At 68.7% G+C, this 26,624-nt stretch carries 23 protein-coding genes; 13 read left to right on the top strand and 10 right to left on the bottom strand.

The features are described from left to right. Positions 1-124 precede the first annotated feature (124 nt). On the bottom strand, positions 125-808 hold the full coding sequence (locus H3O04_RS01080; RefSeq protein WP_202586920.1) for a TetR/AcrR family transcriptional regulator: 684 nt from the start codon (positions 806-808) through the stop codon (positions 125-127). Between the two features lie 52 nt (positions 809-860). Here H3O04_RS01080 and shc point away from each other — a divergent pair, with 52 nt between their 5' ends. Then, on the top strand, positions 861-2,915 hold the full coding sequence (shc, locus tag H3O04_RS01075) for a squalene--hopene cyclase (RefSeq protein ID WP_202586919.1): 2,055 nt from the start codon (positions 861-863) through the stop codon (positions 2,913-2,915). An 84-nt stretch (positions 2,916-2,999) separates the two neighbouring features. Here shc and H3O04_RS01070 read toward each other — a convergent pair whose 3' ends face one another. Next, entirely contained in the window at positions 3,000-3,914 is a 915-nt protein-coding gene (locus tag H3O04_RS01070; RefSeq protein WP_202586918.1) for a LysR family transcriptional regulator, read from the bottom strand. Between the two features lie 149 nt (positions 3,915-4,063). On the opposite strand from H3O04_RS01070, the gene H3O04_RS01065 reads away from it, so the two are divergent. The 4 genes from H3O04_RS01065 to H3O04_RS01050 are packed head-to-tail and all read left to right on the top strand — an operon-like array spanning position 4,064 to position 7,736. Next, positions 4,064-5,188, top strand: coding sequence for an NAD(P)/FAD-dependent oxidoreductase (locus tag H3O04_RS01065; RefSeq protein ID WP_202586917.1), 1,125 nt, complete (start codon positions 4,064-4,066; stop codon positions 5,186-5,188). After that, on the top strand, positions 5,181-5,480 hold the full coding sequence (locus tag H3O04_RS01060; protein WP_053525451.1) for a (2Fe-2S)-binding protein: 300 nt from the start codon (positions 5,181-5,183) through the stop codon (positions 5,478-5,480). Before H3O04_RS01065 ends, H3O04_RS01060 begins: the two co-directional genes overlap by 8 nt. Next, positions 5,477-6,913, top strand: coding sequence for an FAD/NAD(P)-dependent oxidoreductase (locus H3O04_RS01055; protein WP_202586916.1), 1,437 nt, complete (start codon positions 5,477-5,479; stop codon positions 6,911-6,913). The genes H3O04_RS01060 and H3O04_RS01055 overlap by 4 nt, the downstream gene beginning before the upstream one ends. Positions 6,914-6,953: 40 nt before the next feature. Further along, the gene (locus H3O04_RS01050) at positions 6,954-7,736 is read left to right on the top strand and encodes an ABC transporter substrate-binding protein (RefSeq protein ID WP_054928563.1); all 783 of its coding nucleotides are present in this window, start codon (positions 6,954-6,956) and stop codon (positions 7,734-7,736) included. Between the two features lie 33 nt (positions 7,737-7,769). Here H3O04_RS01050 and H3O04_RS01045 read toward each other — a convergent pair whose 3' ends face one another. Continuing rightward, the gene (locus H3O04_RS01045) at positions 7,770-7,928 is read right to left on the bottom strand and encodes a hypothetical protein (protein WP_202586915.1); all 159 of its coding nucleotides are present in this window, start codon (positions 7,926-7,928) and stop codon (positions 7,770-7,772) included. 101 nt (positions 7,929-8,029) lie between these two features. On the opposite strand from H3O04_RS01045, the gene H3O04_RS01040 reads away from it, so the two are divergent. Further along, a complete protein-coding gene (locus tag H3O04_RS01040) occupies positions 8,030-8,941 on the top strand; it encodes a LysR family transcriptional regulator (protein ID WP_011549250.1) in 912 nt (303 codons plus the stop codon). A gap of 219 nt (positions 8,942-9,160) precedes the next feature. Here the strand turns inward: H3O04_RS01040 and H3O04_RS01035 are convergent, their stop codons facing one another. Beyond that, positions 9,161-9,577, bottom strand: a complete 417-nt coding sequence (locus tag H3O04_RS01035) for an SRPBCC family protein (protein ID WP_202586914.1) — start codon at positions 9,575-9,577, stop codon at positions 9,161-9,163. A 17-nt stretch (positions 9,578-9,594) separates the two neighbouring features. Continuing rightward, a complete protein-coding gene (locus tag H3O04_RS01030) occupies positions 9,595-10,614 on the bottom strand; it encodes an aldo/keto reductase (RefSeq protein ID WP_202586913.1) in 1,020 nt (339 codons plus the stop codon). 334 nt (positions 10,615-10,948) lie between these two features. Here H3O04_RS01030 and H3O04_RS01025 point away from each other — a divergent pair, with 334 nt between their 5' ends. The 4 genes from H3O04_RS01025 (at position 10,949) to H3O04_RS01010 (ending at position 17,362) form a co-directional block, all read left to right on the top strand. Next, positions 10,949-11,290 (top strand): DUF4148 domain-containing protein, encoded by a 342-nt coding sequence (locus H3O04_RS01025; RefSeq protein ID WP_202586953.1) that lies wholly within the window; start codon positions 10,949-10,951, stop codon positions 11,288-11,290. Between the two features lie 311 nt (positions 11,291-11,601). Continuing rightward, entirely contained in the window at positions 11,602-12,783 is a 1,182-nt protein-coding gene (locus H3O04_RS01020) for an efflux RND transporter periplasmic adaptor subunit (RefSeq protein ID WP_237666124.1), read from the top strand. Next, entirely contained in the window at positions 12,780-15,971 is a 3,192-nt protein-coding gene (locus H3O04_RS01015; RefSeq protein WP_023476743.1) for an efflux RND transporter permease subunit, read from the top strand. Before H3O04_RS01020 ends, H3O04_RS01015 begins: the two co-directional genes overlap by 4 nt. Continuing rightward, positions 15,968-17,362, top strand: coding sequence for an efflux transporter outer membrane subunit (locus tag H3O04_RS01010; protein WP_202586911.1), 1,395 nt, complete (start codon positions 15,968-15,970; stop codon positions 17,360-17,362). Before H3O04_RS01015 ends, H3O04_RS01010 begins: the two co-directional genes overlap by 4 nt. 104 nt (positions 17,363-17,466) lie before the next feature. Here the strand turns inward: H3O04_RS01010 and H3O04_RS01005 are convergent, their stop codons facing one another. The 4 genes from H3O04_RS01005 to H3O04_RS00990 form a co-directional block, all read right to left on the bottom strand. Next, a complete protein-coding gene (locus tag H3O04_RS01005; RefSeq protein ID WP_011549257.1) occupies positions 17,467-18,369 on the bottom strand; it encodes a LysR substrate-binding domain-containing protein in 903 nt (300 codons plus the stop codon). A gap of 208 nt (positions 18,370-18,577) precedes the next feature. Further along, positions 18,578-19,489 carry an NAD-dependent epimerase/dehydratase family protein gene (locus H3O04_RS01000; RefSeq protein ID WP_202586910.1) on the bottom strand — a complete coding sequence of 304 codons (912 nt, stop codon included), beginning with the start codon at positions 19,487-19,489 and terminating at the stop codon, positions 18,578-18,580. Between the two features lie 343 nt (positions 19,490-19,832). Beyond that, positions 19,833-21,002 (bottom strand): class C beta-lactamase, encoded by a 1,170-nt coding sequence (ampC, locus tag H3O04_RS00995; RefSeq protein WP_202586909.1) that lies wholly within the window; start codon positions 21,000-21,002, stop codon positions 19,833-19,835. A 153-nt stretch (positions 21,003-21,155) separates the two neighbouring features. Beyond that, a complete protein-coding gene (locus H3O04_RS00990) occupies positions 21,156-21,404 on the bottom strand; it encodes a hypothetical protein (protein ID WP_202586908.1) in 249 nt (82 codons plus the stop codon). A gap of 210 nt (positions 21,405-21,614) precedes the next feature. On the opposite strand from H3O04_RS00990, the gene H3O04_RS00985 reads away from it, so the two are divergent. From H3O04_RS00985 to H3O04_RS00975, 3 genes are read left to right on the top strand one after another with little or no spacing between them, the layout of a single operon-like run. Beyond that, the gene (locus H3O04_RS00985; protein ID WP_202586907.1) at positions 21,615-22,922 is read left to right on the top strand and encodes a hypothetical protein; all 1,308 of its coding nucleotides are present in this window, start codon (positions 21,615-21,617) and stop codon (positions 22,920-22,922) included. Beyond that, positions 22,916-23,698 (top strand): DUF1266 domain-containing protein, encoded by a 783-nt coding sequence (locus tag H3O04_RS00980; protein ID WP_202586906.1) that lies wholly within the window; start codon positions 22,916-22,918, stop codon positions 23,696-23,698. The genes H3O04_RS00985 and H3O04_RS00980 overlap by 7 nt, the downstream gene beginning before the upstream one ends. Positions 23,699-23,712: 14 nt before the next feature. Next, positions 23,713-25,701: a DUF4034 domain-containing protein gene (locus H3O04_RS00975; RefSeq protein ID WP_237666123.1), complete on the top strand. Its 1,989-nt coding sequence runs from the start codon at positions 23,713-23,715 to the stop codon at positions 25,699-25,701. A gap of 46 nt (positions 25,702-25,747) precedes the next feature. On the opposite strand, the gene H3O04_RS00970 is transcribed toward H3O04_RS00975, so the two are convergent. Further along, a complete protein-coding gene (locus H3O04_RS00970) occupies positions 25,748-26,560 on the bottom strand; it encodes an alpha/beta fold hydrolase (protein WP_201317248.1) in 813 nt (270 codons plus the stop codon). Positions 26,561-26,624: the final 64 nt, after the last annotated feature.

The following is a 26,624-nucleotide window of genomic DNA, read 5'->3' as shown; positions in this document are numbered from 1 at the left end:
GGCACCACTGCGTCGAATAACGGGCAGACGCGATCGGCAATCCCGGCTTCGATACGCGCGGTACGTCGAACAGCGCCGTCGAGCGACGTGACCTCGCCTGACGACCTCGATCCTGCGTCGCCCATCACTTCGGAAACACGCCTCTGCTCATCGCATCGAGCTGCCGAACGATCTCCGCGCGCAATTCGGCCGATACGTCGACGCTGTCGAGCAATTCCGAAATCCACAACCCGTCGGCCGCGAGCCGGCAGATCATCAGCGTCGCGGCCTGTTCGAGCGGTACCGGATCGGGCCGTGTCCATTCGCGCATCGGCACCGACCAGCGCGCACGCGTGTCCTGCTCGGTGATCATCGACGCGACCAGCACGCGCAGTACCTCGATACTCGCGGCCGGATTGGCCGCGTCGAGCACCGCATGCAGATACGCGCGCGCCGCCGCGCCGTCGCCGCTGGAATCGGCCGCCATCCGCGCGGTCAACTGCGCGCCGAACCGCTCGGTCGCCTGCCCGAACAGCGCATCCAGCAGCCCCTGCTTGTTCGCGAAGTGATATTGCAGCGCGCCTTTCGTCACGCCGGCCCGTTCGGCCACCGCATCGAGCGTCAACGCGGCCACGCCGTGATGCATCGCGATCTCCGACGCGGCCGCCAGCAATTGCGCGCGCACCTGGTCCGGCGCTTTTTTTCGCCGCACGCCGGCCACGGCTGCGGCCGGCGCCGATGATCCTTCGGAGGCCCGTGTATCGGGCGTTCCAGCCGGTTCGACAGGCGCGGACACGTCGCGCGGCGCGGGTTCGAGGCGTTTTTTCATGGTGCGGATGGTAGCACCGCGCGTCTCGATATAAACATTCCGTCTGGATGGTATGATCCGCCGCATGAACCAATCGGCCCCCTCTTCCTGGTCCGCGCTCGACGCTGCCATCGCCCGTGGACGCGACGCACTCGTGCGCCTTCAGCAGCCCGACGGCAGCTGGTGTTTCGAACTCGAATCCGACGCGACGATCACCGCGGAATACATCCTGATGATGCATTTCATGGACAGGATCGACGACGTGCGCCAGGAGAAGATGGCGCGCTACCTGCGCGCGAACCAGCGGCTCGACACGCACGGCGCCTGGGATCTGTACGTCGACGGCGCGCCGGACGTGTCGTGCAGCGTGAAGGCGTACTTCGCGCTGAAGGCGGCCGGCGACAGCGAACACGCGCCGCACATGATCCGCGCGCGCGACGCGATCCTGAAGCTCGGCGGCGCGGCACGCTCGAACGTGTTCACGCGCATCCTGCTCGCGACGTTCGGCCAGGTGCCGTGGCGCGCGGCGCCGTTCATGCCGGTCGAATTCGTGCTGTTCCCGAAGTGGGTGCCGATCTCGATGTACAAGGTCGCGTACTGGGCGCGCACGACGATGGTGCCGCTGCTGGTGCTGTGCTCGCTGAAGGCGCGTGCGCGCAATCCGCGCAACGTGTCGATCCGCGAGCTGTTCGTCACGCCGCCCGAACAGGAGCGCCACTACTTCCCGCCAGCGCGCGGCATGCGCCGGCTGTTCCTCGCGCTCGACCGCACGGTCCGCCCTATCGAGCCGCTGCTGCCGAAGCGCTTGCGGCAGCGCGCGATCCGGCATGCGGAAGCGTGGTGCGCGGAACGGATGAACGGCGAGGACGGGCTCGGCGGCATCTTCCCGCCGATCGTGTACAGCTACCAGATGATGCAGGTGCTCGGCTATCCGGACGACCATCCGCTGCGGCGCGATTGCGAGAACGCACTGGAGAAGCTGCTGGTCACGCGGCCGGACGGCAGCATGTACTGCCAGCCGTGCCTGTCGCCGGTGTGGGACACCGCGTGGAGCACGATGGCGCTCGAGCAGGCGCGCGGTGTCGCGGCGCCGGAAACCGGCGACACGGCGACCGGCGCGCCGCGCGATCTCGACGGGCGCATCGCTCGCGCGTACGACTGGCTGGCCACGCGCCAGGTGAACGACCTGCGCGGCGACTGGATCGAGAACGCCCCGGCCGACGTCGAACCTGGCGGCTGGGCATTCCAGTACGCGAACCCGTACTACCCGGACATCGACGACACGGCGCTCGTCACCGCGATGCTCGATCGCCGCGGCCGCACGCATCGCGCCGCGGACGGCACGCACCCGTACGCGTCGCGCGTCTCACGCGCGCTCGACTGGATGCGCGGGCTGCAATCGCGCAACGGCGGCTTCGCGGCGTTCGACGCGGACTGCGACCGCATGTATCTGAACGCGATTCCGTTCGCCGATCACGGCGCGCTGCTCGACCCGCCGACCGAGGACGTATCGGGCCGCGTGCTGCTGTGCTTCGGCGTGACGAAGCGCGCCGACGACCGTGCGTCGCTCGCCCGCGCGATCGACTACGTGAAGCGCACGCAACAGCCCGACGGCAGCTGGTGGGGCCGCTGGGGCACGAACTACCTCTACGGCACGTGGAGCGTGCTGGCCGGCCTCGCGCTCGCCGGCGAGGACCAGTCGCAGCCCTATATCGCCCGCGCGCTCGACTGGCTGCGCGCGCGGCAGCACGCGGACGGCGGCTGGGGCGAGACGAACGACAGCTACCTCGATCCGAAGCTGGCCGGCACGAACGGCGGCGAGAGCACGTCGAACTGCACCGCGTGGGCGCTGCTCGCGCAGATGGCGTTCGGCGACTGCGAATCCGATTCGGTGAAGCGCGGCATCGCGTATCTGCAGTCGGTGCAGCAGGAAGACGGCTTCTGGTGGCACCGCTCGCACAATGCGCCGGGCTTTCCGCGCATCTTCTATCTGAAGTATCACGGCTATACCGCGTACTTCCCGCTGTGGGCGCTCGCGCGTTATCGGCGGCTGGCAGAGGCGAAGGATGCGGACGCAACCAGGTCGCCTGCATCCACCACACCCGCAACGGACGACGCGCTCGCCTGAACCGGAATCCCGGCCGAAACGGCAACGCGCCGGCACGCCCGACGGCGTCCGGCGCGCTCGAGACGATTTCCCCTCCCCTCCTGCTTACGCGTCGCGCGACGCCCGCATCCTCGCGAACGCGTCGCGCAAATCCACGCAGAACGCATCGCCGATCATCGACAGCGGCTGCGACGCGGACGTCACCAGATAGAAGTGATCGGGCACGGCCGGCTCGAACGGCTTGACGGCCACGCGATGCCCCGCATACGCGGCCGTCACCGGATCGATCAGCGCGACGCCGGCACCGTTCGCGACGAACGCGACGATCGTCTGCGACAGTTGCGCCTCGATCGACAGCACGCGCGACACGCCGGCTTCGACGAATACGCGATCGATCGCGCTGCGCGCCTCGAAACTCGGCGGAAACGAGATGAACGCTTCGTCGCGCAGGTCGGCCGGCCGCACGACGCGCTTGCGCGCGAGCCGATGCCCGCGCGGCACGATGCAGCGCATCGCGCTTTCCGCGAGCCGCTCGCCGCGCACGGCCGGATGCGGGACGGGTTCGGCGATCAGCCCGACATCGCATTGCCCCGACGCGACCTTGTCGACGACGGTGGACGCACTGTGCGCGAGCAACGTGATGTCGACACCCGGATGCGCGTGCGAGAAACGCGTGACGAGCTGCGGCAGCAGGTCGAGCGCGACGGCCGGCGAGCCGGCCACGCGCAGCGTGCCGCGCCGCATCGCGCGGATCTGCTCGGCGGCCTGCGCGACGCGGTCGAGGCCGACGAACGCGCGTTCGACCTCCTCGTACAGCACACGCGCCTGTGCGGTCGGCGTGAAGCGCCCCTGCTGCCGCTCGAACAGCACGAAGCCGACCCGGTCCTCGAGATCGGCGATCAGCCGGCTCACGGCCGGCTGCGAGATATGGAGATCGCGTGCCGCACGCGTGACGGTATGGCGCTGCATCACTGCGCGAAACGCTTCGATCTGACGAATCCTGAGCGAGGGCGTGGTCATAACACTGGATTATGGGTCGTTGATCAAGCTGTATTGGACAGCCCATTTTGCCTGCCCGAACATCGGTTCCGCAACGTATTGAAAGCAAGGAGCCGCGCCGCCATGGGATATAACACGCAACCGCCTCACCCGCGACACCGGAGCCGCGCATGACCGTGCGCCGCTTCGACGTCGTCGTGGCCGGCGGCGGTCTCGTCGGCATGGCCATCGCATGGGGCATCGCGCGTCTCGGCCAGCGCGTCGCGGTGTGCGACGGCGACGACATCGCGTTTCGCGCGGCGCGCGGCAATTTCGGGCTCGTGTGGGTGCAGGGCAAGGGCGGCCGCTGCCTGCCGTATGCGCGCTGGTCGCGCGAATCGTCGGCGCGCTGGCACGCTTTCGCCGCGCAGTTGCAGCGCGAAACGGGCGTGGACTGCGCGTTCGAGCGCCCGGGCGGCATCGAGCTGTTCGAGCAGCGCGCGGAACTCGACAGCGCGACCGACCTGCTCGAATCGCTGCGCCGGCAGGAAGCCGCGCTGTCGTACGAGGTGCTCGATCCGGCGGCGCTGCGCCGGCGCGTTCCCGCGGCGTCGCCGTCGCTGGCCGGCGCGCTGTGGTCGCCGAACGACGGTCACGCGAATCCGCTCACCACGCTGCGCGCGATGCTGCAGGCGTTTCAGCAGTGCGGCGGCGTCTATCTGCCGCGCAGCGAAGTCGCCGAGATTCGGCCGCGCGCCGGGCGCTTCGAGATCGATACGCGCCACGCGCAGCTCGAAGCCGGGCGCGTGGTGCTCGCGGCCGGCCTCGACAACGCGCGGCTCGCGCCGATGGTCGATCTGCGCGCACCGATCTCGCCGCTGCGCGGCCAGATCATGGTCACCGAACGCCTCGCGCCGTTTCTCGACTATCCGACACTCGTCGTCCGGCAGACGCCGGAAGGCTCGGTGCTCCTCGGCGACTCGGCCGAAGACGTCGGCTTCGACGATGGCCAGACACGCCCCGCGATGGTCGACATCGCACGCCGCGCCCGCACCGCGTTCCCGGCGCTTGCCCATGCGCGCATCGTGCGCGCGTGGGGTGCGCTGCGCATCATGACGCCCGACGGCCTGCCCGTCTACGAGGCGTCGGCCACGTACCCCGGCGCGTTCATCGCGATCTGCCACAGCGGCGTGACGCTCGCGGCGACTCACGCCGATCTCGTCGCGCCGTGGATCGCCGGCGGCGCCGCGCCGGCCGACCTGTCCGCCTTTACCACCGCGCGCTTCGCCGCGCCCACGGAAGCCCGGCATGTTTGAACCGCTCATTCCCTCTACCGCGCTGCTCGAACGCGTGCGCATCCATATCGACGGCACGCCGCACGACGTACCCGCGCATTACAGCGTCGCGGCCGCGATGCTCGCCGCCGGCTCGGCCGCGTGCCGCACGAGCGCCGTGAGCGGCGCGCCGCGCGGCCCGTTCTGCATGATGGGCGTGTGCTTCGACTGCCTCGTCGAAATCGACGGCGTGCCGAACGTGCAAGGCTGCATGACGCCCGTCGCCGACGGCATGCAGGTGCGCGCGATGCACGGCAAGGCGAGGCTCGCATGACGCGCCGCCAGTGCGACCTGCTGATCGTCGGCGCCGGGCCGGCCGGCATGGCGGCGGCGACTGCCGCGCGTGCGGCCGGCTTGTCGGTCGTCGTCGCGGACGAAGGCCGCGCGCCCGGCGGCCAGATCTACCGCAACGTGGCCGATGCGCCGGCGCCGCTCGCGCAATGGCTCGGCGCCGACTATACGGCGGGCCGCCCGCTCGTCGACGGCCTGCTCGCCAGCGGCGCGCATTACCTGCCGCGCAGCGTCGTGTGGCAAATCGCGTTCGAGCCGGAACCCGTCGCGATGCTCACGCAAGGCGGCCCGTCGCGCGGCACGCTCGAAATCGGCGCGCGCGCTGTGCTGATCGCGACCGGCGCGCAGGAGCGGCCGTGGCCGGTACCCGGCTGGACGTTGCCCGGCGTGATGGGTGTCGGCGCCGCGCAGACGCTGCTGAAGGCGTCCGGCCTCGCGCCGTCCGCCGACGCCGTGCTCGCCGGCAGCGGCCCGCTGCTGTGGCTGTTCGCCGCGCAATTGCTGAATGCCGGCCGGCGCGTGCGCGCGCTGGTCGACACGACACCGCGCGACGCGTGGCGCCGCGCGCTCCCGCATGCGCTGCCGGCGCTGCGCGGCGCCGACTATCTACTCAAGGGCTGGCGCATGTTGCGCGCGGTGCGCCACGCCGGGATTCCGGTGTATCGCGGCGCGACCGACGTCCGCATCGACGGCGAAAGCCGCGCCGAACGCATCCGCTTTCGCGACGCAGACGGCATCGTGCAAACACTCGACACGTCGCTCGTGCTGCTGCATCAGGGCGTCATTCCGTCGACGCAGCTTGCGCGTTCGCTCGGCTGCGCACACGAATGGGACGAATCGTCGGCATGCTGGCGGCCTCAGTGCGACGCGCGCGGCCGCAGCAGCGTGCCGCACGTGTGGATCGCAGGCGACGGCGCGGGCATCGGCGGCGCGCGGGCGGCGGCACTCGCCGGCGAAGTGTCGGCGCTCGACATCGCCGCGCAACTCGGCGCGCTCGACACGCAACGGCAGGCCGCACGCGAACGCCCGGTGCTGCGCGCGTTGCACCGCCACCTCGCGGTGCGCCCGCTGCTCGACGCGCTGTACACACCGCCCGCCGCGCTGCGCCGCCCCGACGACGACACGATCGTGTGCCGCTGCGAGGAAGTCACGGCCGGCGAGATCCGCCGGCTCGCGGCGCTCGGCTGCCAGGGGCCGAACCAGATGAAGGCGTTTACGCGCTGCGGCATGGGCCCGTGCCAGGGACGCTGGTGCGGCACGACGGTCGGCGAGCTGATCGCCGACGTGCAGCAGCGCGGCGTCGGCGACGTCGGCCACTACCGAATCCGCGCGCCGATCAAGCCCGTCACCGTCGGCGAGATGGCCGACGCACTCGAACTGTCGAACGATTTTCAGCGCGGCGAATTTCCGAGCTGACGTGCACGCCCACTCTTCCCCACACGAACGGAGCCTGACCATGAAGACGCGCCTCACGATTCTCCTGTCCGCCGCCGCGATGGCCTTCGCGTCGCTGGCGTCGGCGAAGGAATGGACGACCATCCGCATCGGCGTCGACCCGACCTACCCGCCGTTCGAATCGACCGCGACCGACGGCAGCGTGAAGGGCTTCGACATCGATCTCGGCAACGCGCTGTGCGCGAAGCTGAAGGCGAAATGCGTGTGGGTGTCGAGCAGTTTCGACGGGCTGATTCCCGGGCTGCAGGCGCGCAAGTTCGACGTGATCCTGTCGTCGATGGCCGCGACCGAACAGCGGCGCCAGCAGATCGACTTCACCGATCGCCTGTACCGCAACCAGACGCGGCTGATCGCGCGCACCGGGTCGGGGCTGCTGCCGGACGCGGCGAAGCTCGCCGGCAAGCGCGTCGCGGTCGAACAGGGCACGGTCCAGGAAACCTATGCGCGCGAGAAGTGGGCGCCCGCGAAGGTCGAGGTCGTGCCGTATCCGAGCTACGACCAGGCGTATGCGGACCTCGTCACGGGGCGCGTCGACGGCGTGCTGATGGACGCCGTGCAAGGCCAGCTCGGGTTCCTCGCGACGCCGCGCGGCAAGGGCTTCTCGTTCGCGGGCGGCGTGGTGTACGACGCGAAGATCATGGGCAACGGCGATGCGGCCGGCGTGCGCAAGGCCGACACCGACCTGCGCGACGCGCTGAATCGCGCCATCGCGCAGATTCGCGGCGACGGCACCTACAACACGATCCAGGCGAAATATTTCGACTTCGACATGTACGGGAACTGACGGCATGCGCGGGCTCGGTTTCGCTCGTGTGACTCATGCGAGCGCGACGTCGAGCCGTCGCACCGCAGCCGGTTCGCGCGGGCCAGGCGTGAACATCCCGCGCTTTTCTCCGTCGATGGACGTCTTCGCCGACTTTCGTGCTGACGCAGCTTTCGCGGCGGCGATGGTCGGCGGCATATCGTCGAGGCTCATGCGTTTCTCCTGGTGCGGCAGGAAAGTGAATGGGGCCAGAGTTGCACGAATAAGTCCGAATGGGACATAATTCATCAATATTGAGTCCCACAAGGTCTGACATGCTCGACATCCGCCAGCTTCAATATTTCATCGCGGTCGCGGAAGAGGAACACGTCGGCCGGGCGGCCGAACGCCTGCACATCTCGCAGTCGCCGCTCAGCCGCCAGATCGCGCAGCTCGAGGAAAAGCTCGGCCTGACGCTGTTCGAACGCAGCCAGCAGCGCATTCGTCTGACGCGTGACGGACGCACGTTCCTCAGCGAAGCGCATGCGTTCCTGCGCCATGCGAACCGGCTCGAATCGCTCGCGCGCCGGCTCGGCCGCGGCGACGAAGGCGGCCTGTGCATCGGCTACCTGGAAACGGCCACCCACTCGGGCGTGCTGCCGCGTGCGCTGAAAACGCTGCGCGCCGAGCGCCCGTCGGTGCATATCGCGCTGTACAACTATCCATCCGCCGCGCAGCTCGAAGGCCTGCGCGAACGCAGCCTCGACATCGCGCTCGTGACCGAGCCGCCTGCGCCGGACGATCCCGAACTCGATTCGACGATGGTGCTGAACGATCCGATGCTGCTCGCGCTGCCCGACGGACACCCGCTCGCGAAGAAGAAGACGCTGAGCGCCGACGATCTCGCCGCGCAAGCGTGGATCGGCGTCACGCAGCAGGAAAGCGCGCCGCGGCACGGTGCATTCGTCGCGGCCTGTGCGAAGGCCGGTTTTTCGCCGGACATTTCGGTGGAGGCGACCGAGCCGCTCGCGGCGCTCGGCCTCGTCGCCGCCGGGCTCGGCGTGACGATGATCCAGCAAAGCCTGCGTCACCAGGTACCGGAAGGCGTCGTGCTGCGCGAGCTGCCGTGGTTCAGCTACCGCACGCCGCTGTGGGCTGCGTGGCACAAGGTCAACCTGCGGCCGCTGGTCGGCATCTTCCGCGAGATCCTGACCGGCGAGGAGGTCGTCGCGGCAGCTGGAAAATGAATCCATGAGCGCGCGAAGCGTCGTTGCATCACGGCGCATTGCGCACCCGTAGCGAGTGTGCCGATTGCTTCGCAACCCTGATCTTCATTACGGTGTGCGATTTCCGATCGACGCGCGCCACGGGTGCGCCAACGCCTTCGCAACAGGTCGAAACCCGCGGCGAAGGCGTGGCCGGAGCCGGAAAGCCCGATTCCCATCGCCCGATGCGACGTGCCGCCGTCAGGCCGCCGCGAAGCGCTTCGCGAGTTCCGCGAGGCCGTCTTCATAAATCCCGCGGAACAGCCGGACGGTTTCGTCGTCGGTCGCGCCGTGCGGCGTGAACGTGCCCGACCACTCGACCTTCGATGCGTTCGAGCCGTTCTCGCGCACGCGCAGCGTGGAGCGATAGTTCACGACCGGGAACGGTGCGTCGAGAATCGCGTACGTATAGCTGCGTTCCGCTTCGTCGAACGCGACCAGCCGCTCGACGATCGCGTCGCCCGCCGGGTTCGCGAGACGCCGCACGCGCCCGCCTTCGCTCAGTTCGCTGGCCGGAATGTACGACAGCCAGTCGGGCAGTGCGCCGAAGCCGCCGATCAGTTGCCAGACCGTGTCGGCCGAAGCCGCGATCTCGATACCTGCATGGGCCTGTGCCATGTCATCACCTTTCAGGATCAACGATCGGTCGGCAGCGGCGCATTGGCCGCAATCAGACCTTGTTCACGCATCTCGCGCCAGAAGTCGGCCGGAATCGCCACGTTCAGCGCCGCCTGGTCTTCCGCGATCCGCTCCGGACGGCTCGCGCCCGGAATCACCGCGACGGTGGCCGGATGCGACATCGAGAACTGCAGCGCGGCGGCCTTGATCGGCACGTCGTAACGCGCGGCGATCGCCTTGATCCGGTCGACCTTCGCGAGAATGTCCGGCGACGCCTTCTGGTATTCGAAGTGCGTGCCGCCCGCGAGCACGCCCGAGCTGTACGGGCCGCCGACGACGATCCCGACGTTCTGCGCGGCCGCCGCCGGCATCACGCGCTGCAGCGCGCGTTCGTGATCGAGCAGCGTGTAGCGGCCGGCCAGCAGCATGCCGTCCGGTTGCGGTTCGGCGAGGTCGAGCACCAGTTCGATCGGCTCGACGCGGTTCACGCCGAGGCCCCATGCATTGATCACGCCTTCCTCGCGCAGCTTGCTCAGCACGCGAAACGCGCCCTTGCGCGCCACTTCGAATTGCGCGAGCCATTCGTCGCCGTAGAAATCCTGCGCGATGTCGTGCACCCACACGATATCGAGGCGGTCGGTGCGCAGGCGCTTCAGGCTGTCCTCGATCGAGCGCAGCGTCGCGTCGGCCGAGTAATCGTTGACGATGCGGTTCGGCCGGCCGTGTTCGAACAGGCCGCCCTTTTCACCGAGATCGCGCGCCGACACGTCTTCGATTTCGTCGAGGATCACGCGGCCGACTTTCGTGCTCAGCACGTATTCGTCACGCGGATGGTGCGCCAGCGCGTCGCCGAGGCGGATTTCCGCGAGGCCTGCGCCGTAGAACGGGGCCGAGTCGAAATAACGGATGCCGTGTTGCCATGCCGCTTCAACGGTGGCCGCGGCTTCCGCGTCGGGGATGTTGCGGAACATGTTGCCGAGCGGGGCCGTACCGAAACCGAGGATCTTGTTGCCGGGCAGCTTGTCTTTGAGACTCATGATTTTCTCCAGGAAGTAAAGGAAAGCGAATTCAGTCTAGGGAGACGGGTTAAGTCTGTCCAAGACGGAATTCGACACACTTGAGTCCCGCGAGGTCTGATACAGGGATTTGCGGCCTGTTTCGATCACCGGCTCCGGCGCTGTGTTCGGCCGAGACGCCCGGCCGGCAAGGCTGCCGACCGAATCCACGTTCGATTCGTGACGCAGGATCAAAAATGATTTGGCGCGGCGGCCGTTTTTCCCGAGTGCCGGCGTACCTATATTGGCTGCACTCGCAACGACATCGACGTGGTCGACGGTGGTTGCGGCTCACTCAACCAGACAGGTACCCACGATGAAAACGCTCGTTTCTTCCACCCTTGCCGCACTGATCCTTTCCGCACCGGCGCTGTCGTTCGCGCAACAAGCCGACCATCCGCTGACCCGCGCCGAAGTGAAGGCCGAGATGGCCCGTCTCGCGGCCGTCGGCTACACCCCGGCGCTGGATCACAACCAGTACCCGGCCGCAATCCTCGCCGCCGAACAGCGTGTGCGTGAAAACGCCGTCGCGCAATCCGCGCCGAACGCCGCCCCGACCGCGGACAACACCGGTTACGGCAGCGAAGCCCGCACGGTCGGCGAATCCGGCCGTGCGATGATGATCAACGGCCGCAACTCGATCTATCGCGGTCATTGAGTCGCGTCGGCGTGCAAGCAAGCACGCCTTTCGATACGCGCAACCGCTCGTCCATCCCCTCCGCATGGCCGGCCCGAATCGCCTGAACAGGCATTCGGGCCGCGCGTCGTCGCTGCCCTTGCGCTCCGTCGCCCTGCTCCGCGAAACCGGCTCGCGCGTGGCCGCCGCAGGCAGCGATTCGTGACTGCGCAGTACAAGTTCTTATGCCGCTTCATCCGTTTATCCGGCGCGCGCCGCGCACGATACTTCGCACCGTCAGGCGCCACGCGCCCCACTCGCCATCTCGTACGCATATGAACCGATATCCAGGATTGAAGCGCATCGCGCGATCGGCCGCGCTGGCCGCCGTTCCGCTGGCCGCGCTCGTCGCGTTGTCCGGCTGCCAGTCGGACGACAAGGCCCCGGCCACGACGCCGAGCGTGATCGTCAGCGCGCCCGTCGCGCGCGACGTCAACGACGTCGACGTCTACACCGGCCGCTTCGAGGCGGTCGACACCGTCGACGTGCGCCCGCGCGTGAGCGGCTATCTCGACAAGGTCGCGTTCCAGGACGGCGCGACCGTCCGCAAGGGCGACCTGCTGTTCGTCATCGACCCGCGCCCGTACCAGGCGGCCGTCACCGCCGCGCAGGGCGCGCTCGAACGCGCGCAGTCGCAACTGAAGCTGAGCCGGCAGGATTTCGAGCGCGCGAGCATCCTGATCAAGACCGACACGATCGCGCAGAGCCTCTACGACCAGCGCAGGCAGGCGGTGCAAAGCGCGCAGGCCGAGGTGACCAGCGCGCAAGGCGCACTCGAACGCGCGCGGCTCGACCTGTCGTTCACGCGCATCGTCGCGCCGATGTCCGGCCGCATCAGCCGCAAACTCGTGAGCGAGGGCAATCTCGTGAAAGGCGGCGACAGCGACGCGACCGTGCTGACGACGATCGTGTCGCAGGACCCGATCGACATCTACTTCGACGTCGACGAGGAAAGCTACCTGCGCTATACGCGCGAAGCACGGAAAAACGGCGGCAACGCGTCGTCGCGGCAGGTCGCGATCGCGCTGCCGGGCGACGTGCAGCCGTCGCTGACGGGGACGATGGATTTCGTCGACAACCGTCTCGACGACTCGACCGGCACCCTGCGCCAGCGTGCGCGCGTCGCGAATCCGGACCGGCGCCTGAGCCCTGGCCAGTTCGGCCGCGTGTATCTGTCGAGCCGCGTCGCGCACCCTGCGCTGCTCGTGCCGGATGCGGCGGTCGCGACCGATGCGACGCGCCGCGTGCTGTACTTCGTCGACGCGAACGGCACCGTCGCGATCCGCCCGGTGACGCCCGGCCGCCTGTACGGCAACCTGCGCGAGATCGATGCGGGGCTGAACGCGGGCGATACCGTGATCGTCGACGGCTTCCAGCGCGTGCAGGCCGGCGACAAGGTCAAGGCCGTGCCGCGCGCGATCGAAGCGGCCGCGGTGGCCCGCGCGGCGAGCGGCACGACCGGGAGCGCGCAATGAACCTCGGCCGCCTGTCCGTCCAGCAGCCGGTGCTCGCGATCGTCCTGTCGATCGTGCTGACGATCGCGGGCGCGCTGGCCTATTTCTCGCTCGCGGTATCCGAGTATCCGGACATCGCGCCGCCGACCGTCGTGATCCAGGCGACCTATCCGGGCGCCTCCGCGGAAACGGTCTCGCAAACGGTGTCGACGCCGATCGAACTGGAAGTGAACGGCGTGGAAGACATGCTGTACATGTACAGCCAGGCGACGTCCGACGGCAGCCTGAACATCACCGTGACGTTCAAGCCCGGCACCGACGTCGACAAGGCGCAGGTGCTCGTGCAGAACCGCGTCGCGCTCGCGACGCCGCGCCTGCCCGAGCCCGTGCAGCGCAGCGGCGTGTCGGTACGCAAGTCGTCGCCGACGCAGCTCGGCACGATCTTCCTGTACTCGCCGGACCAGCGCTACGATCCGCTGTACGTATCGAACTATGCGATCCGCAACGTCGCCGACGTGCTCAAGCGGATCGAAGGCGTCGGCGACATCAACGCGCTCGGCGCGCGCGAATACTCGATGCGCATCTGGCTCGACCCCGAGCGCGTCGCGTCGTTCGGCCTGAGCCCGGCCGACCTGATCGCCGCGGTACGCGCGCAGAATACGCAGCTCGCGGGCGGCGTGGTCGCGCAGGCGCCGATCACGAACCAGGCGTTCCAGCCGAACCTGGTCTTCGAGGGGCGGCTCAAGCGCCCCGAGGATTTCAGCGACATCGTCGTCAAGCAGGGCAAGGACGGCAGGCTCGTGCGGCTGAAGGACGTGGCTCGCGTCGAAGTCGGCGCGCTCGCGTATGCGACCGACAGCTACATGCTGCGCCATCCGACGATCGCGCTGCAGGTGCTGCAGCAACCCGGCGCGAACGCGGTCGCGACGATGGCCGCGGTCGAGAAGAAGATGGCCGAACTGTCCCGCGACTTCCCGAAGGGCATCGTCTACAACATCGGCTACAACCCGACCGCGTTCATCGGCGACAGCATCCACGAACTCGTCAAGACGATCTACGAAGCCGTCGTGCTCGTCGTGTTCGTCGTGCTGCTGTTCCTGCAGGGCTGGCGGCCGTCGATCATCCCGATCCTGTCGATTCCGGTATCGCTCGTCGGCACGTTCGCGGCGATGGCCGTGCTCGGCTACTCGATCAACAACCTGACGCTGTTCGGCCTCGTGCTCGCGGTGGGGATCGTCGTCGACAACGCGATCGTCGTGGTCGAGAACGTCGAGCGGCACCTGGCGGCCGGCGCCGGGCCACGCGACGCGACGCTGCTGACGATGAAGGAAGTCGGCGGCGCGCTGTTCGCGATCACGCTCGTGCTGTGCGCGGTGTTCGTGCCGACCTCGTTCATTCCCGGCATCTCGGGCCAGTTCTTCCGCCAGTTCGGCGTGACGATCGCCGTGTCGACCGCGATCTCGTTCTTCACGTCGGTGACGCTCGCGCCCGCGCTGTCCGCGATGATGCTGAAAGCGCACGCCGGCGACCATGACGCACCCGCGCCGACCTCACGCATCGCCATGCTGTTCGCGCCGGCGATGCGCGTCGCGCGACGCTTCTCGAACGCGTTCAACCGCCTGTTCCAGCGCCTGTCCGATGCGTATGGCCGGCTGGTCCGGAAAGTCGTCCGGATCATCCCCGCCATGACCGCACTGTACGTGGTACTGATTGCCGCGACCGGCTACCTGCTCGTATCGAGCCCGAAGGGCTTCATTCCCGCGCAGGATCGCGGCTACCTCGTCGTGCTCGTGCGGATGCCCGACGGCGCGACGCTCGAACGCACCAGCGCGGTCGCGCGCAAGATCGAGGACATCGCGCTGTCGGTGCCCGGGGTCGCGCGCGTACCGGTGTTCTCCGGCGTCAACGCGGCGACCGGCACGAACTCGGCGAACAGCGCCGGCCTGTTCCCGGTGTTCCAGCCCTGGCCGGAACGCAAGGCGCGCGGCCTGACGATCGACACGATCGCCGCCGAGATGCGCAAGCGGCTCGCGACCATCACCGAAGCGTCGATCGTCGTCGCGATGCCGCCGCCGGTGCAGGGGCTCGGCAGCACGGGGGGCTTCGCGATGCGGCTCGAAGACCGCAACGGCCTCGGCACCGCCGCGCTCGCGAAGGCGACGCAGGATCTCGTCGCGGCCGCGAACCGCACGCCCGGCATGGTCGGCGTCTACACGCCCTACTCCGCGACGAGCCCGCAGGTGCACGTCGAACTCGACCGCGAGAAGGCCGAGATGCTCGGCGTGCCGAGCCAGGCGATCAACGATGCAGTCGAGACGTATTTCGGTTCGACCTACATCAACGACTTCAACATCGTCGGGCGCACCTATCGCGTAACCGCGCAGGCGGACCTGCCGTTCCGCGTCGGCGCGTCGGATCTCGCGCGACTGAAGGTGCGCAACCGCGACGGCGAGATGGTGCCGATCGGCAGCGTGACGCGCATCGACGACATGCTCGGCGTCGACCGCGCACCGCGCTACAACCTGTATCCGGCCACCGAAATCAACGGCGATACCGCGCCGGGCCTCGGCTCGGGCTTCGCGATCAAGACAATGGAGACGCTGGCGAAGCAGGTGCTGCCGCCCGGCATTTCGTTCGAGTGGACCGATCTGTCGTATCAGCAGACCACGGCCGGCAACACGGGGCTGCTCGTGTTCCCGCTGTGCGTGCTGCTCGTCTACCTGGTGCTCGCCGCGCAGTACGGCAGCTGGAGCCTGCCGGTATCGATCCTGCTGATCGTGCCGATGTGCCTGCTGGCCGCGTCGCTCGGCGTGCGCGCGCTCGGCCAGGACGTGAACATCCTCACGCAGATCGGCTTCATCGTGCTGGTCGGGCTCGCCGCGAAGAACGCGATCCTGATCGTCGAGGTCGCCAGGCAGCTGGAGGCCGACGGCGCCGAGCTCGTCGAGGCCGTCGTCGAGGCATGCGTGCAGCGGCTGCGCCCGATCGTGATGACGTCGCTCGCGTTCATCCTCGGCGTGCTGCCCCTCGTGATCTCCGAAGGCGCGGGTGCGGAAATGCGCCAGGCCGTCGGCGCGGCGGTGTTCTTCGGGATGATCGGCGTGACGTTCTTCGGGTTGCTGTTTACGCCCGTGTTCTATGTGATGGTTCGCCGGCTCGCGATGCGCAAGACCGCTGTCGCAGCCGTCGCGACGGAGGCTGTGCAATGAAGTTCGTTCGACTCGTGGCCGCGCTGTCCGCGGCGGCCGTCCTGACCGCGTGCACGAGCGCGCCGGTCGCCACCGTCACCCCGCCGCCGCTGGCCGCGACCTATGCGAACGCGGATCTCGCGGCCGGCGGCCCGGCCGCCGACACCGGTGCGTGGTGGCATGGCTTCCGCGATCCGATCCTCGACCGGCTGGTCGACACCGCGCTCGCGAACAACCTCGACCTGCAGGCGGCCGTCGCTCGCATCGACGCGGCCCGCGCGGTACGGATCGGCGCGGCGTCGCAATGGTTCCCGTCCGTCGACCTGAATGCCGGCGCCGGCCGTCAGCGGCAGTCCGCATCGCAGGCGTTCCCGACCGATACGCCGACGACCGGCAACGCGTTCGACCTGAATGCGAGCCTCGCATGGGAAATCGACATCTTCGGCCGCATCCGCCAGGGGGTGTCGGCAGCCGACGCGGATATCGCATCCGCGCAAAACGATGCGGCGGCCGTGCGGATCGCGACGATCGACGAAACCGTGCGCACCTACGTGACGGTGCGCGGCCTCGAACAGCGGCTCGCGCTGGTCGAGGCCAACGCGTCGAGCCAGCGCGGCACCGAGGAATCGACACGGCGCCTGTTCGACGCGGGTGTCGTGCCGATCGCCGACGTCGACCGCGCCGCCGCGCAGACGGAAACGACGCTGGCCGAGCTGCCCGCGCTGCAACTGCAGCGGCAGGCCGCGATTCACCGGCTGTCGATCATTACCGCATCGACGCCGCAGGATATCTATGCGCGGCTCGACCCGCCCGCGCCCGAGCCGGTGTGGACCGCCGGCGCGCCGGGCATCGGCACGCCGGCCGACCTGCTGCGCCGGCGGCCCGACGTGCGCGCGGCCGAGGCGCGCGTCGTCGCGGCCTATGCGCGCATCGGCGTCGCCGAGGCCGACCTGAAGCCGCACCTGCAACTGATCGGCGTGATCGGCGCGGCGATCGACGGTTTCTCGGGCGCGTCGCTCGCGCGTTCGCTCGCGTGGATGGCCGGCGCCGGCGCGAGCGCGCCGCTGATCGACGGCGGCCGGCGCCGCAGCGTCGTCGCGTTGCGGCGCGCGCAGGCCGACCAGGCGCTCGCCGCCTATCGCACGGCCGTGCTGACGGCCGTCGGCGACGTCGAGACATCGGTGGCCGCGACCGCCCGAAATCACGGCCGGACCGAACGCCTCGAGCGCGCGGTATCGAATGCACGGGGTGCGTATACGCAGATCAACCGGTCATGGCGCAGCGGCGAATCGGCGTTCATCGATACGCTGGAAGTGCAGCGTGCGCTGCTCGCGGCCGAGGATTCGCTCGCACGGGCGCGCACCGAGGAAACGCTGAGCCGGGTCAGGCTGATGAGTGCGCTGGGGCAGTAAGCGCGCGGTTCGGGTTCGATCGATGCGCAAAGGGCGACGGGTTCGATGTCATGCGAACCCGTCGCCCTTTTTACGTGGCGTGACCCCGTGCGCGCCGCATCGACTCAATCGATGTCGCCGCCTGCCTTCAACTGCGCGCTCACATAGTCGAGAAAGCTGACGATGCGCGACGACAGCGTCGTGTTGCGATAGAACACCGCGTGAATCGGCTGGCGGAACTCGAGGGTGTCGTCGACGAGCAGTTCGACGAGGCTGCCATCGCGGCGATGCGTGCCCGTCATGTAGTCGGCGAGACATACGACGCCCGCGCCATTGAGCGCGAGCGTCAGCAGCGTCTCGCCGCTTGACGCCTGCAGCGCCGGATGAATGCGGTACACGCCATCGTCCGCGGTGCGCAGCGGCCAGTGGTTCAGCGTTTCCGGCTGCACGAAGCCGAGCAGCGTGTGGTTCGCGAGATCGGCGACGCTCGCCGGCACGCCGGCTTTCTCCAGATAGGCCGGGCTCGCCAGAATGCGCAGCCGGCTGCTGCCGAGCCGGCGCGCATGCAGCGTCGAATCGCGCAGCTCGCCGATCCGGATCGCGACGTCGGTGCGCTGTTCGAGCAGGTCGATGATTTCGTCGCTCGTATGAAGTTCGGCCTCGATCGCCGGATACGCGTCGCGAAAGCCCGGCATCATCGGCGCGATCACATGCTGCATGAACGGCATCGCCGCGTTGATCCGCAACCGCCCGGCCGGCGCCTCGCGCTGGCTGACGATCTGTTCCTCGGCGAATTCGACCGACGCGATGATCTCGCGCGCGTAGTCGAGAAAGAGCTTGCCCTCCTCGGTCATTTCGAGGCGGCGTGTCGTGCGGCGGATCAGCGTGGTGTCGAGTTTCTCCTCGAGGCGCCGCAGAATCCGGCTCATCACCGAGGTCGGCTGATGCAGTTTGTCCGCCGCGCCCGTCAATGAACCGGTATCGGCGATGGTCACGAACGCGAGCATCTCGTCGAGGGTCGTCTTCATGGTCGGCAGTCGTCAGCGGTGTCAGGGACCGTCACGATAGTGCCGCCGCGCCGCTTTGATAAGCGGGTTCGCGCGCGAATCATAGTTGATTTCGATTCAATAATGCGCGGCGAATATTGTCGGAATATTCGGGCGTGAAACGGGCAGCCGGGCCTGCAAGCACGTGCGGATCGACGCGCGTTTCATCAGGCAACGCGGTACGGCAGCGTCACACCGCGACGGGCATCTCGTGGCGAATCCAGTCGAGCATCGCGCCGTGCCGCGGCGCCCACCCGAGTTCCCGTCGCGCCCGCAGCGCCTTCACGCGGCTGTTCGAGGCGAGCGAGAAATGCGCACGCGAGTGACCGAGCACCTCGGCGGCATCGGCGACGTCCCATTCGACGATCGAGCGCAAACCGAGCCGCGCGGCGAGCGCACGACCGATTTCCGCGAACGACGCTTCGCCGTTTTCCGCGAAGTAGAACGCGCCCGGCGGCGCGGCATGGACCGCGCGCAGATAGAGATCGGCGACATCGTCGACATGCACGTTCGACCAGCGGTTCAGCCCCTTGCCGATCACGCGCACCGCGCCGGCGTCGCGCGCGATGGCCGCGAGCAGCGGCAGTTGCGCACTGTCGCGACGCAGCCCGAGGCCGTCGCCGTAGATCATGCTGTTGCAGATCACGGCCGAGCGGATGCCGAGGGTGGCGGCCGACATCACGAGCCGGTCGATCGCGCGGCGCTCGGCCTTCGCGGGGTGGACGATCGGCGTCGTTTCGTCGAACACGATCGCATCGCCGTGCGCGCCCTGCGCATCGTCCGCGATCACGCTCGTGCCGCTCGTGTGCAGGAACGCCTTGCCCGAGCCGCTCAGCGCCGCGATGATCGTCTCGACGGCCTCGCGGTGATCGCTGCTCGCCGCGTTGACGACGCAATCCGCGTCGCGCGCGAACGCATGCAGCAGCGCCGTATCGTCGAGCGTGCCGACGACCGGCATGATGCCGGCCGCCGCGAGTTTCGCGGCGTTGTCGCCATCGCGCGTCAAGCCGGTGACGACGTGCCCGGCCGCGACGAGCCGCGCGGCCACCGATCCGCCGATGTAGCCGGTCGCGCCCGTCACGAATATCCTGCTGCCTTTCATCCGCTGCTCCGGGAAGCGAGGCGGGCCATGTGGCCCACGTCTCGCGAAATGTCGTGCGTCGCAGTATCGATGGCCGGTGCCGTCGGCGGAAGAGGTGAATCGCTAAAACAGTTTTGCGCGCGGCGGGATGATGGGTCGTGTCGGACGAAACCCGCTTCGATGGGCGTGCAGTCGTTCGCTGTGATCTCGCGCCGCCGGCCGCGCGTCGTCGAGCGCGGCCCCGCCCGTGATTCCGCCCCATGCGATGCTCGATCGGTCCGCCTCCGTCGACCGGTGTCGCGCTCGCCGCGCACCGGCTTGCCCGCCCATCACGGGCATTTCCCGACGGGTGGGCATGGCGACGTCACCGCCCGTCGCCGAGCGACCCGAGAATCCGGTAGGCGACCTTCACGCGGTCCTCGATCGGCACGTTGCCGTTCGCGAGCATCACGATCCCGATCCGCTTCGCGGGAACGAACGCGACGTACGTGCTGAAGCCACCGGTCGAGCCCGTCTTGTTGATCCAGGTCGCGGGGTTCGGCGCGAGCGGCGGCTGGATCGCGCTGGCCGGCACCGCGTCGAACAGCATCTTCGGCGCGTTGCCGGCCAGCAGCGTCGGCAATGCGACCGGGTACGGATACTGTTCCCAGATCAGGTCCTGCGTCAGCGGCCCCGCGCGGAAATAGCCGGCGTGCGTGCGTTCGATCGCGCGCTGCAGGCGCGGCGCCGTCTGGATCATCCCCAGGTTCGCCTGCACGAAGCGCAGCAGGTCGGCCGCCGTGGTCCGCACGCCGTACGCCGGCTGCCACAGCATGCCTTGCGTCATCCGCACCGGCTTGCCGTCCTTCGTGTAGCCCTGCGCATAGTCGGCCATGCGCGCGGCGGGCACGTCGATGTACGTGTGCGTCATCCCGAGCGCGGGAAAGAGCCGCTGCTCCATCAGTGTCGCGAAATCCTCGTGCATCGCCTTCGCGGTGAGCCAGCCGAGCATGCCGATCGCGACGTTCGAATACTTGCGGTGCGTGCCCGGCGCATACTCGGGCCGCCACGCGTCGAGGTAGCGGATCAGGCCCGCATCGTCGCGAATGCTGTCCGGCACCTGCAGCGGCGTCCCGCCGGGCGTGTGCGTGCCGAGCTGAAGCAGCGTGACGACGCCGAACGGCTTGCCCTGCAACTCGGGCAGATATCTGGCCACCGGGTCCGCGAGCGACAGTTCGCCGCCCTCCTGCGCGTCCGCGGCGAGCGTCGCGGTCAGCGTCTTGCTGACCGAACCGATCTCGAACAGCGTGTCGCCGGTCACCGGCTTGCCGGTCTGCTTCGACATCACGCCGTAGTCGAACACCTGCGGCTTGCCGTCGGCGACGATGCCGATCGCCATGCCGGGGATCGCATACTGCTTCATCAGCGGCGCGATATGGCGCGTGACGGTGTCGTGGAGGTCGTCCTGCGTGACGGCGGCCGCGCGACCGGCCGTGGCGGTCGCGCATGCGGCGACGAACAGGATCGTGGCGACGCGTGTCGCATTGAATCGCATGAGTGCGGTTCCTTCTATTTCCGATGGTTGCATGGACAACAGATCCGGCCGCGCCGCGCGGAAAAGGCGGCGGCCGTCCTGTCGAAGCAGGACTATCCGCTACCGTCCGATCGCCAACAATCGACGATATGTTGCGCGAGCCGAAAGAAAAACTTATGAAATAGGCGGAATGCGGGACGAGGCAGCCGCCATGGCCGGACCACTCACCCGTTTTCCGGGAAAACCTGTCGGTTTTAACAGCATCGAATCCGGCGGCCGAATGGCGCCGCGTCGAAAATCGACGAAAAAGAGATAAGTCTTGTCAGATCCACGGGCGCCGGCCAGCCGTGCGATTGATTCATCCGCACGGATCGAAGTAGACTCGCGGAAGCCAAAAATAAGATCCGACCTGAGAGAATCCATGAATCGCCCTTTTCCGCTCGTCCGCTCCCGAGTCATCGGCTCCCGCGCGCTCGCGTGACGTTCACGCACCGCCCGACCTGAACCGGACTACGCGACGCCGCCGCGTTTGTTTGCGCGCGTACGCTCGTCGTTTCGCCGTTGAGCCAGAAGAACCGCCAGGGTCCCGCGCGCACCGCCCGCGCACGCCCTGCCCGACCGGAGAGTGAGCCCGTGACCGAAACCGTGGCCGCGTTGGCCTATCGGCCGCGCGATGTCGTCAATGCGCCCGACATCAAGGCGGCCATCGCCAGCCGCAGCGCCGCGCGCGGCGATCCGGCCGAGATCCGCGCATGGCTCGGCAATCATTTCTTCCGCTGGGTCGTCGGTGCGTTCGAGCAGGCGCAGCCGCTCGCTTCGCTCGCCGATTACCGCGCGCTCGCCGGCGCCGACCGGCCGGCGCCCGAATGGCTCGTGCGCCGGTTCCGCGCGCAACCGGCATCTGCGACCCCCACGACCTCCGGCGCGGCGGCCGACGCGGCGCTGCCGCCCGCCGCCGAGCGGGCGCCGCTCTACTTCATCGATCCCGAACACATGCTGCTGATCGACCGCGAACGCGTGCTGGTCGAATTCCTGCGCTCGCGCGCCGGCACGCGGCTCGCGCAGAAACTGCAGCGCATCACCTGCGCGATGGCGCTCGACATGTGGGAACGCGAGCACCAGCGGATGCAGGCGCGCCGCGACAAAGGCTGGGTGCCGAGCAGCGGCCTCGCGCTGCGCGAGGTACTGCGTACGCCGAACGGGATCGTGTTCGAATTCGTCGGCGATCATGCGGCGCTGCGTGAGGAGCTCGCGTACGAGTCGTACTACATGCAGCACTGCCTCGGCCAGTTCGCCGATCGCCGACGGCTGCGCGGCGGCTACGGCGAGCAGTACGCGCAAGCCGCGCGGGACGGCCGGCTGCGCCTGTTCACGCTGCGCGGCGCGGGCAACCAGCCGCATGTGACGATCAGTCTGCAAGCCACCGGCGACGGCCTGCGCATCGACCAGATCAAGGGCAAGCAGAATCGCCATCCGGTGCGCCGCTATGCCGACGACGTCCGCCAGTTCCTGCGCGCGCTCGCGCCGCGCGGCGAGCGTCACCCCGATTGCGAGGGCATGGGCCTCGTGTTCGAGCCGGATGCACCGGGCGCGGCCACCGGCGCCTGGACCTTCGTCACCGACGTGCGCTCGCCCGACCATCTGCTGAGCGTGATGAGCGCCAACTTCCACCTGATCGAGCATTTCGAGCAGCCGCCGGCCGTGCTGCAATGGCTGCTGTTGCGCAACGCACCCTATGCGCTCGGCCAGTTGCGGCAGATCGATCCGGCCGTCGCGGCGGCCGCGCGCCATGCGTTGCCGGCCGATGTGCTGCCCGCCGCGCGCACGCCCGACGCACCGCCGGCCACGGCCGCATTCGAGATCGAAGGCATCGCGATCGATCCCGCGCTGTGCGCGACATTCGCGTTGCCCGCGCCGGCGGACGGGAGCCCGTCATGCTGAAACTGCTGCTTGGCGCGGCCGTGCTATGGCTCGTGTGGTACGTATGGCGCTCGTTCCGGGTCGCCGCGCGGCTGGTGCGCGAAGTCGACGCCGACCAGGCCGCGGGCGCCGACGGCGCGGTGCCGGTGCGGCAAACCACGGCCGTCAGGCTCGCGCATGCGCGGGCCGAGCAGGCGCCGCCGAACCGCCGCCGCTGGGCGCTCGCGCTGGCCGACATCCTGCTGATCCGCAACGGGCTGCGCTGCGATTGCGACGACCTCGTCTATACGCTGCCGGACTCGCAGCGCGAACAGCTCGCGCGCCAGCTGCGGCGCGAACTCGACCTGCCGGCCGACCTGCCCGAGTGGCAAATCGTGCAGCGCGTGCCGTCGATCCTCGCGGGCTGGATTCGCGGCGTCGGTCGCTCGCACGACGGCTTCTACGAGCAACTCGCCGCGCTCGGGCGCGTGCGCGACGCACTCGCGTTCGACTGCGCGCGCACCGCGTTTCTCGTGCGCTGCATCGCGCTGCTCGGCTGGGCGTCCGAACAGCACGCGTGGGTCGTGCTGCTGCTCAATGCGCAGCGCGCGCAGGACAGCTTCGACAGCTGGGAAGATTTCGGGCTCGCGTATGCGCGGGCGCGCCAGCAGTGGCTGCGCGGCAGCGGCCAGGACGGCCCCGCGTCGTCGCGCGCCACGCAGGAAGTGCGCGAGTACCTGCGCAATCCGTCCGGAAACTGGCTTGCGCTGCCGTGGAAGCGCTACCGCATCTTCGATCCCCAACCCGTTTCGTCATGACCGCCGATACCGACATGTCCTCCGCTTCCGCCGACCTGATTCCGCCCGCGCCATCCCGCTGGCACATTTGCGACGTCGACGCGCTGCTGCGCGCGGGCGACCATGCCGCGCTCGACGCGCAACTCGATGCCGCGCTCGCCGCCAGCTTCGCCGATCGCACCGCCGAAGCGCGATACGTCGACGCGCTGCCGGCCGACGTGCAGCCGTGCATCGACGCCGGCGCCGAAGGCCTCGCGCGCCTGCGCGTGTGGCAGGCCGCGAACCCGCGCTCCGCGCATGCGTGGCTGTGCGAAGCGCACTACTGGCATCACTGGGCCTACGAATACCGCGGCGGCGGCTGGGCCGAAACGGTGACCGAAGCCGGCTGGATCGGCGCGCATGCGTGCGCGACGCTGACGCTCGTCGCCGCGCTGCGCGCGCTGGTGCTCGCGCCGACGATGTGGAGCGCGCCGATGGTGATCTTCACGAGCGTGTCGTCGTTCGGCGAACCCGAATGGCTCACGCAGCTGGTGCGCGAGCGCCGCTGGCCCGTCACCGAGTTGCACCTGAACGCCGGCGCCGAAGACGAAGCCACGCGCGCCGAACTGCAGCACATGTTCGCGCGTTCGGGACTGAATCCCGACGTGCCGGCCGCCTGCCCCCCGGAATTTCCGGACGCGCTGCCCGGCGCCGTCCAGGGCAAGAAGCTGCGCAAGGAAAAGTGGTACTGGATGGAGGCGACGCTGCACATCCACCCGACGCTGTTCTTCCCGATGCGCACGTTCATCTGGTACATGCAGCCGCGCTGGGGCGGCTCGCACGATCACATCCGCGCATTCGTCGCGTCCGACGCGTGCGCGCACCTCGATGCGGTCGAGAAGGACCGGCTGCTGCACGAGATCTGGCGCGACGACTACGCCGGCAACACGCTCGATGCGGATGACGACGAAGACGATGCGCGCCGCGCGATGACCGCGACGCTCGCGCGTGCGCAGGCCGCGCTGCATCCGTACCACCGCTGGGAGACGCTGCACTGGCTCGCGTACAGCCATTTCAAGCGCAGCGAGTACGAACAGGCCTACGCGCGGCTGCAGGAAGCCGAACGCAACGAGCCGATCGACGACAACCGCGCCATGGCGATGGGTTTGCGGCTGGCGCTCGGCCTCGATCCACAGGGCGACTGGCTGCCCCGCGCGATCGAACGTGCATCGGACGCACGCGCCTGCACGTCGGCGATGATCCTGCGCGGCTATGCCCATCGCACCGGCACGTTCGGCTTCGCCCAGGACGACGCGCGCGGCGACGCCTGGCTCGAAGCCGCGCGCGAGAACGAGCCCGGCTCGCTCGCATGGAACCAGATCGCCACCGCGTTCGAGTATGAAAACCGGCACCCCGCCGATGCCCTCGCCATCTGCCAGCTCGGCTACGAGGCCGGCGGCGATTCGTGCGACTACCTGCTCGGCTGCTTCTACAAGGAAGGCATGCATGTCGAGGCCGACCCGTACCGCGCCGCCCACTACTTCCGCGAATCGATGGAGGCCGGCGGCAACATGGCAGCGTACCGGCTCGGCTACACGTACCATCACATCGGGCAGACCAGCACGGACCGTGCCGAACGCGTGCGCATGCAGACCGAGGCCGTCGAGGCCGCGCGCAAGGCGCACGAGATGGGGCATACGGACGGCCTCGAGTGCATGCTGATGTTCATCGGCGACATCGAGGACTATCCGTCGCGCCATCGCTACGTCGACGAACTGCGCCGACATGCCGAAGGCGGTCACCCGGCCGCGATGGCCGCGCTGTCGTTCTTCCTTGCCGACATCAACGACAAGTCGCTGTACGACTATCGCGAAAGCGTGCGATGGATCATGGGCGCGCAGGCCATCGCACCGGACGACGAATACGTGCTGAACATCACGCGTGTCAGCCACGAAGACGGCATGCTCGGGAAGCTGCGCTACAAGCTGCAGCGCAAGCAGATCAAGGCGCACGAGATTCCGGGCGCCGACAACGCGATGGTCTGAACCCGCACCGACGCACGCGCCCGCTCGCCGGCGGGCCGTGCGTGCATCATCCCGGCAGCCGGGCGAGAAACGCCAGCATCGCCGCGTTGAACCGCGCGGGCCGCTGCAGCGGTGCGAAATGACTCACGCCGGGCAGGATCGTCAACGTCGCGCCGGGGATCGTGCGCGCGAGGTACGCCGCATGCTCGGGCCGGATGAATTCGTCGTGCTCGCCCTGCACGATCGCGACCGGCACGGCGATCGCCGCGAGATCCTGCGCGGTGTAATTCGGTTGCGTGCGCATCATTTCGCTGACGGCCGCGACGAACGCGTCGAACTGCTCCGGTGTCGCGGACAGTTGCGCATAGTCCTTGCGATGCCGCGCGAAACAGCGGTCGATCAGCGGGCTCGACGCCATCTCCTTCGTGCCGCCCGGATCCATGTTGCAGGCGAAGAAGAACACGCCGGCCGCGCGTTCCGGTGCGCGCGCGGCCAGCACGAGTGCGATGCATGCGCCGTCACTCCAGCCGACGAAGCGCGCACGATCGACCTGCAGCGCGTCGAGGACGGCCAGCACGTCCGATGCCATGCGTTCGTAGGAGTAAGGGCGGTCGTCGCGCGTGCTGCGGCCGTGGCCGCGGCTGTCGATCACGATCGCGCGGTAGCCGGCCGCGAGCAGTGCCGGCACCTGGTTGCCCCAGTTGCCGCCGTGGCCGAGGCCGCCGTGCAGCAGCACGACCGCCGGCCCCCGGCCGAACGACGCGTGCCAGATGCGCGCGCCGTCGTGGTCGAGCCACCCTTCGGCGTCGGCTGCCGGCAGCGGCGTGCCGCCGTGCGCATCGAAGCGAACGAGTTCGTCGTCGTCGAGTTCCGCATTCATCGTTCAGCCATCCTCGAGAAGGAGACGAGCTTGCGATTGTAATGCGGGCGGCCGACGCCGCCGT

This window comes from Burkholderia sp. KCJ3K979, assembly GCF_016759955.1.
Lineage (GTDB): Bacteria > Pseudomonadota > Gammaproteobacteria > Burkholderiales > Burkholderiaceae > Burkholderia > Burkholderia orbicola.
Note: the sequence above shows the minus strand (reverse complement) of the source record. Positions and strands in the feature narration are given on the sequence as shown.

What these genes read in the sequence shown, in the direction of transcription:
- H3O04_RS01030 (WP_202586913.1), bottom strand. Translation starts at nt 10,614, where the DNA reads ATGAGTCTCAAAGACAAGCTGCCCGGCAACAAGATCCTCGGTTTCGGT.
- H3O04_RS01055 (WP_202586916.1), top strand. Translation starts at nt 5,477, where the DNA reads ATGACGCGCCGCCAGTGCGACCTGCTGATCGTCGGCGCCGGGCCGGCC.
- H3O04_RS01040 (WP_011549250.1), top strand. Translation starts at nt 8,030, where the DNA reads ATGCTCGACATCCGCCAGCTTCAATATTTCATCGCGGTCGCGGAAGAG.
- H3O04_RS01065 (WP_202586917.1), top strand. Translation starts at nt 4,064, where the DNA reads ATGACCGTGCGCCGCTTCGACGTCGTCGTGGCCGGCGGCGGTCTCGTC.
- H3O04_RS00975 (WP_237666123.1), top strand. Translation starts at nt 23,713, where the DNA reads ATGTCCTCCGCTTCCGCCGACCTGATTCCGCCCGCGCCATCCCGCTGG.
- H3O04_RS00980 (WP_202586906.1), top strand. Translation starts at nt 22,916, where the DNA reads ATGCTGAAACTGCTGCTTGGCGCGGCCGTGCTATGGCTCGTGTGGTAC.
- H3O04_RS00990 (WP_202586908.1), bottom strand. Translation starts at nt 21,404, where the DNA reads ATGGATTCTCTCAGGTCGGATCTTATTTTTGGCTTCCGCGAGTCTACT.
- H3O04_RS01015 (WP_023476743.1), top strand. Translation starts at nt 12,780, where the DNA reads ATGAACCTCGGCCGCCTGTCCGTCCAGCAGCCGGTGCTCGCGATCGTC.
- H3O04_RS01005 (WP_011549257.1), bottom strand. Translation starts at nt 18,369, where the DNA reads ATGAAGACGACCCTCGACGAGATGCTCGCGTTCGTGACCATCGCCGAT.
- H3O04_RS01045 (WP_202586915.1), bottom strand. Translation starts at nt 7,928, where the DNA reads ATGAGCCTCGACGATATGCCGCCGACCATCGCCGCCGCGAAAGCTGCG.
- H3O04_RS01035 (WP_202586914.1), bottom strand. Translation starts at nt 9,577, where the DNA reads ATGGCACAGGCCCATGCAGGTATCGAGATCGCGGCTTCGGCCGACACG.
- H3O04_RS01080 (WP_202586920.1), bottom strand. Translation starts at nt 808, where the DNA reads ATGAAAAAACGCCTCGAACCCGCGCCGCGCGACGTGTCCGCGCCTGTC.
- H3O04_RS01010 (WP_202586911.1), top strand. Translation starts at nt 15,968, where the DNA reads ATGAAGTTCGTTCGACTCGTGGCCGCGCTGTCCGCGGCGGCCGTCCTG.
- H3O04_RS00970 (WP_201317248.1), bottom strand. Translation starts at nt 26,560, where the DNA reads ATGAATGCGGAACTCGACGACGACGAACTCGTTCGCTTCGATGCGCAC.
- H3O04_RS01070 (WP_202586918.1), bottom strand. Translation starts at nt 3,914, where the DNA reads ATGACCACGCCCTCGCTCAGGATTCGTCAGATCGAAGCGTTTCGCGCA.
- H3O04_RS01025 (WP_202586953.1), top strand. Translation starts at nt 10,949, where the DNA reads ATGAAAACGCTCGTTTCTTCCACCCTTGCCGCACTGATCCTTTCCGCA.
- H3O04_RS01050 (WP_054928563.1), top strand. Translation starts at nt 6,954, where the DNA reads ATGAAGACGCGCCTCACGATTCTCCTGTCCGCCGCCGCGATGGCCTTC.
- ampC (WP_202586909.1), bottom strand. Translation starts at nt 21,002, where the DNA reads ATGCGATTCAATGCGACACGCGTCGCCACGATCCTGTTCGTCGCCGCA.
- shc (WP_202586919.1), top strand. Translation starts at nt 861, where the DNA reads ATGATCCGCCGCATGAACCAATCGGCCCCCTCTTCCTGGTCCGCGCTC.
- H3O04_RS01000 (WP_202586910.1), bottom strand. Translation starts at nt 19,489, where the DNA reads ATGAAAGGCAGCAGGATATTCGTGACGGGCGCGACCGGCTACATCGGC.
- H3O04_RS01060 (WP_053525451.1), top strand. Translation starts at nt 5,181, where the DNA reads ATGTTTGAACCGCTCATTCCCTCTACCGCGCTGCTCGAACGCGTGCGC.